The organism is Amycolatopsis circi (genome assembly GCF_003385235.1).
Lineage (GTDB): Bacteria > Actinomycetota > Actinomycetes > Mycobacteriales > Pseudonocardiaceae > Amycolatopsis > Amycolatopsis circi.
Genome location: NZ_PQIA01000003.1, coordinates 55,989 through 66,968 on the forward strand (window position 1 = coordinate 55,989; position 10,980 = coordinate 66,968).

Genomic DNA, 10,980 nt, shown 5'->3' on the forward strand with positions numbered 1-10,980 from the left:
CGGACGTTTAGACCAGGCCAGCCGGACGGTCAGGCCGACGCTGCGTCACGGGCGGCTCGTACGCGCGGCTCTTCGGCGCCTCCGGAAACGCGGAGATGCGGACGAGGCAAGTCTGAGCGGAACTGGCTTGGGCGAGGCGTGAGGTCCCGAGGTCGGGGGTGAGCACGTTCGGGTTGCCCTGGAGGTCTAGTGAGCCCGGCTCGCCGGGATTTTCCGGGTCGTACCAGCCTCCGGTGGCCATCACCACGACTCCGGGCCGGACGCCGTCTGTCGTCCGGACGGCGGCCACGCACGCCCCGCGCCGGTTGCTCACCTTCACGACGTCTCCGTCGGCGACGCCCAGCCGCCGCGCGTCCTCATGATGGATCACGATCGCTTCGCGTCCGTCGATCTTGGTCGCCATGCTGGCGGGCGTGAAGTCGACCTGGCTGTGCAGCCGTCCGCGCGGCTGGTGGCTGAGCAGATGGAAGACGTCCTGATCCGCTTGGGCTTCGGCGCTCCCCAGCCACTCCGATGGAGCCATCCACACCGCATGGCCGGGGCAGTCGTCGTAGCCGAAATCGGCGACCGTCTCGGAGTAGATCTCGATCCGGCCGGACGGCGTCGACAGCGGGTTTGCTTCGGGATTCTCGCGCAACAGCGCGAAAACGTTGGCGCCGCCGGAGAGCGGCAGTTCGACCCCGTCCTGCATCTCCCGGAACCGGTCGTACTCCGGGAGCTGGATACCGCGCCGCGCCAATCGGGCCGAGGTCTCGGCATAGAGCCGGCGGATCCAGCCGTCGGCATCGAGTCCCTCGGTGAAGGAATCGCCGAAGCCGCGGCGACTCGCGATCTCGGCGAAGGCCTGGAAATCCGTGGGCATCCGGTCCGGCGGATCCTGGATCCGCCGCAGGGGAAGGAGATGGTTGTCGCGGTTTCCGGCCGCGATGTCGTCTCGTTCGAGCGGCGTCGCCACCGGCAGGACGATGTCCGCGTGCCGCGCGACGGGAGTCCACCAGGAATCGTGCACCACGACGGTCTCGGGCATGTTCCAGGCGCGGAGCAGCTTGTTGATGTCCTGCTGGTGGTGGAAGGGGTTTCCGCCGGCCCAATACACCAGGCGGATGTCCGGATACGTGAGCGCTTCTCCGTCGTACTGCACCGTCGCGCCCGGGTTCAGGAGCATGTCGGAGACGCGCGCGACCGGAATGAAGTCGTCGACCGGGTTGCGGCCCTGGGGCAGGCTCGCCGCCCCCAGCGAACCCCGGTGCAGGCCGATGCCGTGGCTCAAACTCAAGCCCGCCGCGAATCCGCCGCCGGGGCGGCCCATCGAGCCGGTCATGGCCGCCAGGGTGGCACCGGCCCAATAGGGCTGCTCGCCGTAGTGCGCGCGCTGGATCGACCAGGTCAGCGAAATCACCGTGCGCCGGCCGGCACTGGCCTCGGCGAGTTCCCGGACGGTCCGGGCCGGAACGCCGGTGATGTCTTCGGCCCATTCCGGGCTCTTCGGCACTCCGTCCTGCTCGCCGAGGACATACGAACGGAAGCGCTCGTACCCGACGCAGCAGCGGTCGAGAAAGTCGCGGTCCTCCAGGCCCGTCGAAGCCAGGTGATGAGCCATCGCCAGCATCATGGCGGTGTCCGTCCCCGGCCGGATCGGAACCCATTCGGCCCGCAACTCCGGCGCGAGATCTTCGCGCAGCGGGCTCACCAGGACGAACCGCACGCCCGCTTCGGCACAGGCGCGCTGTGCCTCGGCCGCACTGTGCCGGCGCAAGCCGCCGTTGTTCACCCGGGCATTCTTCAGCGGTGCGCCGCCGAATCCGATGAACAGCTCGCCGTGCTCGGCGATCTCGGACCATTGCGGGCTCCAGTCGAACATCCCCGTGTCCGGCCCGCCGATCACGTGCGGGAGAACGACCTCCAGAGCACCCATGCTGTAGCTGTTGCGGGACGAGACGTAGCCGCCGTCCAGGTTCAGAAAGCGGTGGATCTGGCTCTGTGCGTGGTGGAATCGGCCGGCGCTGCCCCAACCGTAGGAACCGCCGAAGACCGCTTGGTCGCCGTGCTCGGACCGTACTCGCGCGAGTTCCCGTGCGACGAGGTCGTAGGCCTCGTCCCACTCGACTTCGACCATCGGCTCACCGCCGCGGCGGTTTTCCTTCAGCCGCGGCCCGTGCTCCAGCCATCCCGCCCGGACGTGCGGACGCAGGATGCGCAGCGGATGGTCGAGGGTTTCGTGGAGACCGACCGCGAGCGGCGCCCCGAAGGGGTCGTCAGGCGGTGCGCCAGTGGACTCCGCCTTCCCGTCGCGCACGGTGAAGTCGAAAGTCCCCCAGTGCGTCGTGGTGCGCCGAATCTCAGTACTCACAGCGTGTTCCCCTTCTCTGCGGCGGCCCCTCATCGTCCGCTCCCGCCAGCGCGAGCGGACGCCTGACCGCGGAGACTGCCGCCCAGCTGGGGGAAGAGCATCACCCCACGCTGCCGTCACTCCCCCAGGCGGGCAACCAATTTTTCGCGGGTCGCGAGCGACCTGCCCGCCTCCCGCACGATCGCCGTTCCCTTTGAACCCCTGAACAGAGGTGGATCGTGAGAATCACAGCCAAATCCGCGCTCGCCGCGCTGAGCGGAGGTCTTGCGCTCGTGCTCGTCGCCGCGTGCGGGTCGTCGTCCGGCAGCGACGCCGGTTCAGCGAACGGCGACAGTCTGTCCGGCCAACGGCTCGTTTACGTGAACTACGGCGGGGACACGCTGGCTGCAGCGCAGAAGGCATGGCTCGAGCCCTTCGCGCGGAAGACGGCAGTCCAGGTCGCCACCGACTCGCCCTCCGACCCGGCCAAGGTCAAGGCGATGGTGCAGGCGGGCAACACCACCTGGGACGTCATCTGGCTCGACACCGGGAACGGGTCGCAGGGCTGCGGCTCTCTCTACGAAAAACGGGCGGACCTCGGCGTCCGCATCGGCGACATCGACCCCAAGTACGTCGCGGACGAGTGTGCCGTGCCGGTCTCGGTGGAGCAGATCGCGCTCGTCTACAACACCGCGAAATTCGGGAACAATCCGCCTGCCAAGATCACCGACTTCATGGACACCGCCAAGTACCCCGGCCAGCGGCTCATGTACAACTACGCGGCCGGCGGTCTCGAGTCGCTGCTGCTGGCGAGCGGAGTCGCGCCCGGCAAGCTTTATCCGCTGGACCTGAATCGCGCGGCGAGCACGGTCAAGACGCTGGGCAAGAACCTGACGCTGGACGCCACCCTCGCCCAAGAGTCGCAGCAGCTCGAGTCCGGGGACTTCGCCATGTGCCTGTGCTATCTCGGCCGGGCTGCCCTCTCGGCCCAGAAGGGCGCTCCGGTCAAGGTCGTCTGGAACCACAGTTTCGCCGCGTGGGCGGCCCTGTATGCGATCAAGGGATCGAAGGCCCCGAAGGCGCAAGCGGCACTGCTGAACTACATCGCGACGCCGGAAGCGCAGGCCGCGTTCACCAAGAACGTCCCTTACGGCCCCACCACTCCCAAGTCGAAACCGAAGGTGCCCGCGATCTTCGAGGAATGGCTCCCGCAGAACAACGTCGGCAAGATGGACGGCGAGGCCGCGTACAACAGCAAGTGGTGGGCACAGAACACGGAACAGGCTTTCTCTTCCTGGGCCGCGATGACTGCCGGATGACCTGCCGGACCGGGGTGTGGCCACCGGGTGGCGACGCCCCGGTCCGTCACCGGCGCCGCACCTGCCGCATGGTCCGATCGGGGCGCGACGAACCCGTTGCTTCCCCCGGCTGGGTGCGGTTGGCCCGCCGCTGACGGCGTGCGCGCCCGCTCGTGCCGAACGATGCCCCCATGACCGAAGCCGCGGTGCTGACCTCGCTCGAAGACGGCGTTCTCACGATCATCCTGAACCGGCCGGCCCGACTCAACGCGCTCAATCCCGAACTCCTGCAAGCATTCGACGAGGCCTTCGAGCAACTGGACGCGTCGACCCGGGTCGTCGTGCTGCGCGGAGCGGGCCGTGCGTTCTCTGCGGGGCACGACCTCAAATGGTCGGCCGAGCAGGCTGGCAGACCGCCGATGACCGCGGACGAACTGGCCGCCACGACGGACCGGCTGCACGAGATCACCCGCCGCATCCGGTCCTGCCCGGTTCCGGTGGTCTCCCGGGTGCATGGTTACGCGATCGGCGGCGGCGCCGAGATCGCGCTGAGCGGCGACCTGGTGATCGCGGGCAGTTCCGCGGTGTTCCGTTTCACCGAGACCGCCGTCGGGCTCGTCGTCACGAACAGCTTCACCGCGGTGCTGCCGCGTACCGCCGGACCGGTCGTCGCGAAGGAGATCATCCTGCTCGGCGAGCCCTTCGACGGCGCGCAAGCCCAGACGTGGGGGCTGGTCAACCGGGTCGTCGACGACGCCGAACTGGATGCCGAGGTCGCCCGCGTCGTCACCGTCCTGAAGCGCAAGTCGCCTACCGCGCTACGGCTGGCCAAGAACCTGCTCGACCAGGCCTGGGACGGCACCACCGAGGAGATCATGCGCCGCGAGACGCTCGCGAGCGTCGAGGCGTCCCAGGGACCCGATTCCACAGAAGCCGCCGCGGCCTTCGCCGAAGGTCGCGAGCCGCAGTTCACCGTCCACGAGAACACGAGGAGCTGATTGAGATGGCTGAGTCGCCGGAGGTGGCCTATGCCCCGCTCGAGGCCGAAGGAGAGTGGGGTCGCGCGTTCAACTACCACGCACTCGACGTCGAAGTGGAGCGAGCCGAGGGCGTCTTTATCTACGACACCAAGGGAAACCGGTACTACGACATTTCCGGCGGGCCGATGGCCGTCAACCTCGGGCACGGGCATCCGAAGATGCGCGAGGCGATCGTCGAGCAGTTCGACCGGTACTGCTTCGTGCACCCGACGCTGGCCAACCGGCGCCGGATCGACCTCGGCGAGGCCATCGCCGAGATCACGCCGGAGGGGCACAACAGCAGCTTCCTCGTGTCGGGCGGCTCGGAGGCCGTCGAGACCGCGCTGAAACTCGCCCGGCAGTACCACGTGGCCACGGGAAACCCGGGCAAGCACAAGATCGTCAGCTGCTACGAGTCCTACCACGGGATGACCCTGGCGACGATGGCGCTGTCGGGCCACCCCGGGACACTGCGGCACTACGACCCGATGATCCAGCACTGGCCGAAAATCCATCAGTACAGCGACGCACGCCGCCCCGAGGGCGTCAGCCGGGACGACTGGGCACTGAGCTGCGCGCGCGACTTGGAGCGCCTCATCGCGTTCGAAGGAGCCCCGACCATCGCCGCCTTCATCGCCACCCCGCACGGCTGCGGCTCCGATTACGGCGTCGTCGCGCCCGCACTGTACTGGCGGGAAGTGCGCCGCATCTGCGACGAGAACAACGTGCTGTTCATCGACGACGAGGTCGTCACCGGATTCGGCCGCACCGGCGAATGGTTCGGCATCGACCACCACGGCGTCGTGCCGGACCTCATGACCTTCGCGAAAGGCATTTCGTCGGCGAATGTCCCCCTCGGCGCGGTCTCCGTCCACGACCGGGTCAACGAGCCCTTCGTCAATGGCGTGGGCTTCGTCCACGGATTCACCAACGGCGGGAACGCACTGGCGTGCGCGGCCGGTGTCGCGACGATCGACATCATCAAGGCGGAGGGCCTGCTCGACAACTGCCGGGCCCGGAGCGCGCAATTGTTCGCCCTTCGCGAGAGTCTGCTGGCTCATCCGTCTGTGGCGGACGTCCGCGGGTGGGGCCTCTTCATGGTCCTCGAACTGGTCGGACCTGACGGGCGGACTTACTTCCCGAGGAATGCCTCCGCCGAACAACGCTTCCAGCAGGTGGGCCTCGCGAACGGCCTCGTCTTCTACTCGGCGCTGTACGGAAACCGGCGCGCCATGGGCGAACGCGGCCTTCCGATGTGGATCTCGCCGCCGCTGACCATCACCGAGGCGGAACTCGACGACATGGCCGCGCGCCTCGACGACACGCTGACCGACTGGGAACAGCTGATGGGCTTCCCGCCGGATGGAGAGGAACGCCCCTGACGAAGAAGGGCAAGGAGGCCAGCACGCGTCGAGCGGGCACCGTGTCCGGACTCGAATTCCCGCTCGTCCGCACGTCCGCGGCCAGAAGCGGATCGACCCCGGCCCTCGCCCGCCCGGAGCGCTGCTGCGTGGCACCGCCACCTCGATGACCTCCACGCGCGGTGGCCGCGCATGCGCGGGGCAAGGGCGCATGGATGCTGGTTCGGGCGCGGCCGCACTCACGCGCCCGAACCGGCATTGCGCGTCCATAGTGGTCGTCGCCGCGGGGAACGGTCCGGCGCGCGCCGGGAAACGGCCCGGTTGGGGGAAGTTCCGCCGCGGAACGGGCTCTCCCGTCCCCGCCGCCGTCCGGCACCGTGCCGCCTTCCGCCGCGCGGCGGAAGCGCCGGGACAACCGGCGACGCATCACCCAGCTGGGCAGGATTCTTTCGCTCCAACGGCATCTGCGGCCCGTTGGCGGGGAGCCTCCCGTCTATGAACGCCTTCTCCGCTACCTCCGACCTGTTCGACCTCACCGGCCGGCGGGTGCTCGTCACCGGCGCCAGCCGCGGCATCGGCCAGGCCATCGCCGTCGGCCTCGCCCGCCGCGGCGCGAACGTCGTCGGCGCCGCCCGGTCCGAAGACGGCTTGCGCGAGACCGCCAAGCTCATCGCCGACACCGCCGGGACTTTCCAGGCCCACGCGGTCGATCTGCGGTCGAGCGACGCGATCCACTCCTGCGTGACGACGACCGCGGAGACGCTGGGGGGTCTCGACGTCCTGGTGAACAACGCCGCGGACGACCACGACTCCTCGATCGAGGACACCGATCCGTCCGTCTTCCAGCGGGTCATCGAACTGAACCTCCAGTCCTGCTGGCTGCTGACCCGCGCCGCGTCGCCCTACCTGAAGGACGGCGGCGGCAAGGTCATCAACATCGCGTCCGTGCTCGGGCTCGTCGGCATGCGCGACGACAGCGCCTACATCGCCGCCAAACACGGACTCGTCGGCCTCACCAAAGCCGTCGCACTCGAATGGGCCCGCAAGAACGTCCAGGTCAACGCCATCGCTCCGGGCTATGTCGAAACGGCGATGCTGCCGGACCTCGAAGCCAACGAGGCCGTCGCCAAGTACATCCGCCGGCAGGTCCCGATGGGCCGCTGGGCGCAGCCGGAGGAATTCGTCGGACCGGCGACTTTCCTCGCCTCGGCCGCCTCGGATTACCTGACCGGCCACACGCTGGTCGTCGACGGCGGCCTGACCGCCCAGTGACCGCCACCGGACAACGCCACGACGTCGCGGTCGTCGGCTGCGGTCTGATGGGTGCCGCGCTCGCTCGGACCCTCGCCGACCACGGCCGCTCCGTCGCGGTCTGGAACCGCACTCCGGAGCGCGCCGAGCGCCTCGCCCGAGACGGGATCGAACCTGTGCGGGCGATCGAGGACGCCGTGGCGGGCGCGCCGCTGGTGATCGCCTGCACGGCCGACTACGCGACCACCCGCTCTTCGCTGGCCCCAGTGCGAAACTGGAACGGGACCACCTTGGTGAACCTCGGCACGAGCGTCCCCGCCGAAGCGGAATCGATGGCAGCCTGGGCCGCCGAGCGCGGCGTGCCCTATCTGGACGGCTCGCTCCTGACGTTCCCCGAGTTCGTCGGCTCACCTGACGCGCTCGTGCTGTACTCCGGTTCCCCTGGGGTCTGGGCGGCGCACGAAAAGACCCTTCGGTGCCTCGGCGGCAAATCCCAGCACATCTCCGAGCGGATCGGCGCGGCCAGCGCGGTGGATTCGGCGATCATCGGGTCGTTCTACGTGACCGCGATGGGCGCCTACCTCGAGGCGGCCAGCTACGCCCAAGCGCAGGGCGTCTCGGCGGAAATGCTGCGCGAGACCACCAGGCTCGTGCTCCGCACGATCGGCCACAGTGCCAAGGAGGCCGCCGCGGCCTTCGAGACCGGAGACTTCGCCACCGACCAGGCCACGCTCGAAACCTATGCCGCGGGCGCGAAGCGGACGCTCGGCGCACTGCGCGCGGACGGCCGCCGGCCGCGGCTGATCGAGGCCGCGGTCACGACGCTGGAGGAGGCGGACGCGGCGGGCTTCGGCAAGCTCGGCCTCTACGCGCAGGCGCTTCTCTCCCTCCCCCGGCCGGACCGGCAACCCGACGAAAGGGGTGACGCCGAGCCCGGAAACTCTCGCGCCTGATCGAGCAGGTCCCACCGCTTGCGCGACACGGGACGGCCGTTGTCCAGATGCCCGCGGACGAGGAGGAGAAGCCATTGCCCGCAAAGAATCCGCCGGTCCTGACGCGGAGCGCGAGCGCGGCGTCCGTGCCCCAGCGGGCTTGACTCGATCCTCCCCGGACCGCGACCAGTGCGGTGCCGACGACCGCCCGAGCCACCCGCCCCGGGCCGGTCGTCGGCACCGCACTGGCGGCTTCGGGTCCCGGTCCTGCCTGCTTCTCCGGCACCGGTGTTCGCGCGGTCCGAGCCGCACGCCGAAGCCGCCCGCCGTGCTCGGCCGGGCATAGACTTCTCCACGACCCGCCCACCGCGAGACCAAGGACCTCATGGCTTCTCCGTCTGCCTCAACGACGAGGACAGTCCCGGCCAGCCTCACGAGCTTCGTGGGCCGGCGCAACGACATCGTCGCCGTCCGCCAGTTGTTCTCCAGCACCCGGCTCGTGACGCTGACCGGCCTCGGCGGAGTCGGCAAGACCCGCCTCGCGCTCCAGGTCGCCAAGGAGCTGAACCGGGCGTTCCCGGACGGGGTGTGCCTGGTCGAACTGGCCTCGCTGAAGGATCCCGACCTTCTGCCGCACACCGTGCTCGACGCGCTCGGGATCCGCTCGCGGACCACCGCCGGTCCGCTCGCCGTCCTCCGGGACTACCTCCGGCCGCGCCGGCTGCTGCTGATCCTCGACAACTGCGAGCACCTCGTCGAAGCGATCGCGGACTTCGCCGACGAGGTGCTCGGCGCCGCGCCCGACGTGAGCGTCCTCGCCACCAGCAGGCACGCGATCCGGCTGCGCGGCGAGCACCTCTACCCGGTCTTCCCGCTGCTGGTCCCCGACCCGGACGCCGGTCTCGCGCCGGGCGGCTCCCTGCACTATCCCTCGGTCGCCCTGTTCGCCGACCGGGCGGCGTCGGTCGTTCCCGGGTTCCGGGTCACGCCCGAAAACGAAGCCGCCGTCGTGCGGCTCTGCCATCGTCTCGAAGGCATCCCGCTGGCCCTGGAGCTGGCGTCGGTCCGGCTGCGGGTGCTGACCGTGCAGGAGCTGGCCGACCGGCTGGACGACCGCTTCCAGCTCCTGCGGGAGGGCAACCGCACCATCCCCGAACGGCACCGGACGCTGCAGGGGCTCATCGACTGGAGCTACGACCTCTGCACCGAGGCCGAACAGGTGCTGTGGACCCGTTCGTCGGTCTTCGCCGGCGGGTTCGACATCCCCGGGGCCGAGGCGGTGTGCACGGACGACCGCCTCCCGCCGTCCGCCGTCCTCGACACCGTCGCGGGGCTGGTGGACAAGTCCATCCTGGTCCGGGAGGAGCACGGCGCCCACGTCCGGTTCCGGATGATGGAGACCATCCGCGAATACGGCCGCGCCCGGCTCGCCGCGGCCGGCGAGGAGACCGCACTGGCTCGCCGCCACCGCGACTGGTACGCCCGTCTCGTCAAGACCGCCGAGCGGGAATGGGCCGGACCGCGGCAAGAAGAGTGGGCGCTGCGGCTGCACCAGGAGTACGCGAACCTGCGCCATGCGCTGGAGTACTGCGTGTCCGACCCGGCCGAGGCCCGGACCGGTCTTGCCATGGCCGCCGTCCCGTGGTTCTGGGGTGCCATGGACCACATGGACGAAGCACGCCTGTGGCTGAACCGGGCGCTGGCCCTGGACCCCGCGCCGAGCCGCGAACGAGCTTGGGCTCTGGCCACGACCGCGTACGTCGGCGCTTTCGAGGGCGGCGACCAGACCTTGGCGGACCTGCCCGAGCAGGCGCGGGACCTGGCGATCGAGCTGGGCGACCTCGGTGCGCTGGCGTTCGCCAACCACGTCCGCGGGTTCTTCCGGTCGTTCGGCCCGGTCGAGAAGATGGGGGCCGCGCTCTCGATCTTCGCCGAGGCTCTCGAGCAGTACGCCGAGGCCGGCGTCCCCGCGCAGTACGCCGACAGCCTCCGGGTGGAAATGGCCACCACCTACGTCCTCCTGGGAGAGTTCGACCGCGCGGCGGAACTCGTCGAGGAGCTTTACGAACGCTGCACCGCGGCTGGGGAACGCTGGAATCTCTCGTACGCCCGATGGCTGCGCGGGATGCTCGCGCTGGTCCGGGGCGAGCACGAGACGGCCGAAACCGAACTGTTCGAGGCGCTGCGGATCAAGCGGCCCTTCCGCGACACCCTCGGCCTGGCGTTGACGCTCGAAGTGCTCGCGTGGGTCGCCGCCGACCGCGGCGAAGCCGACCGCGCGGCCACTCTGGTCGGCGCCACCGACAGTTTGTGGCGGACGATCGGCGCCCGGCTGATGCCCGGGGCGCGAAGACGGTACGAACGGCAGGGCCGGATGGACCTGGCCGCGGAGAAGTTCCAGCCTGCCCGCGAGCGCGGCGGCGCGTTCACCGTCGAGGAAACGCTCGCGTTCGCCCTGCGCGAGCCGCAGCAGCAGCAGCCCGAGCGCAGAACGGACTCCGCGCCGTCCGGACTGAGCCGGCGCGAACTCGAGGTCGCGCGGCTGGTCGCCGAGGGCATGTCGAACCGGGAGATCGCCGCGAAACTGGTGATTTCCCTGCGGACCGCCGAAGGCCATGTCGAAAAGATCCTGGCCAAGCGCGGGTTCAAGGCGCGCACCCAGATCGCGAGCTGGGTGCTCCAGCAGGAAGCGGACGGGCGGTAAGCGATTCGCTTGCGCTGGAAGGGCTTCCGCGTCAGTGCAACTGGCCGACGGGCTCCAGCAGATCACGCGCCGCATCTGCTGGAGCC

The 10,980-nt window shown here is 69.7% G+C and carries 7 protein-coding genes; 6 read left to right on the forward strand and 1 reads right to left on the reverse strand.

Features of this window, described 5'->3' with window-relative positions; genetic code table 11:
• Positions 1-7: 7 nt before the first annotated feature.
• On the reverse strand, positions 8-2,350 hold the full coding sequence (locus D0D37_RS01215) for a molybdopterin-dependent oxidoreductase (protein ID WP_208719740.1): 2,343 nt from the start codon (positions 2,348-2,350) through the stop codon (positions 8-10).
• A gap of 218 nt (positions 2,351-2,568) precedes the next feature.
• Here D0D37_RS01215 and D0D37_RS01220 point away from each other — a divergent pair, with 218 nt between their 5' ends.
• The 6 genes from D0D37_RS01220 to D0D37_RS01245 all read left to right on the forward strand — a co-directional run bounded on the left by D0D37_RS01220 (position 2,569) and on the right by D0D37_RS01245 (position 10,894).
• Complete coding sequence (locus D0D37_RS01220) at positions 2,569-3,648, forward strand: extracellular solute-binding protein (RefSeq protein ID WP_162834033.1); 1,080 nt, start codon at positions 2,569-2,571, stop codon at positions 3,646-3,648.
• 170 nt (positions 3,649-3,818) lie between these two features.
• A complete protein-coding gene (locus D0D37_RS01225; protein ID WP_116198612.1) occupies positions 3,819-4,625 on the forward strand; it encodes an enoyl-CoA hydratase/isomerase family protein in 807 nt (268 codons plus the stop codon).
• A gap of 5 nt (positions 4,626-4,630) precedes the next feature.
• Complete coding sequence (locus D0D37_RS01230) at positions 4,631-6,028, forward strand: aminotransferase family protein (protein ID WP_116198613.1); 1,398 nt, start codon at positions 4,631-4,633, stop codon at positions 6,026-6,028.
• Positions 6,029-6,502: 474 nt separating this feature from the next.
• Positions 6,503-7,279 (forward strand): SDR family NAD(P)-dependent oxidoreductase, encoded by a 777-nt coding sequence (locus D0D37_RS01235; protein WP_162834034.1) that lies wholly within the window; start codon positions 6,503-6,505, stop codon positions 7,277-7,279.
• Complete coding sequence (locus D0D37_RS01240; protein ID WP_116198615.1) at positions 7,276-8,211, forward strand: NAD(P)-dependent oxidoreductase; 936 nt, start codon at positions 7,276-7,278, stop codon at positions 8,209-8,211. The genes D0D37_RS01235 and D0D37_RS01240 overlap by 4 nt, the downstream gene beginning before the upstream one ends.
• A 364-nt stretch (positions 8,212-8,575) precedes the next feature.
• Positions 8,576-10,894, forward strand: coding sequence for an ATP-binding protein (locus tag D0D37_RS01245; protein ID WP_116198616.1), 2,319 nt, complete (start codon positions 8,576-8,578; stop codon positions 10,892-10,894).
• Positions 10,895-10,980: the final 86 nt, after the last annotated feature.

Coding starts and splice junctions, on each gene's coding strand:
- D0D37_RS01245 (WP_116198616.1), top strand. CDS start 8,576: ATGGCTTCTCCGTCTGCCTCAACGACGAGGACAGTCCCGGCCAGCCTC.
- D0D37_RS01235 (WP_162834034.1), top strand. CDS start 6,503: ATGAACGCCTTCTCCGCTACCTCCGACCTGTTCGACCTCACCGGCCGG.
- D0D37_RS01225 (WP_116198612.1), top strand. CDS start 3,819: ATGACCGAAGCCGCGGTGCTGACCTCGCTCGAAGACGGCGTTCTCACG.
- D0D37_RS01230 (WP_116198613.1), top strand. CDS start 4,631: ATGGCTGAGTCGCCGGAGGTGGCCTATGCCCCGCTCGAGGCCGAAGGA.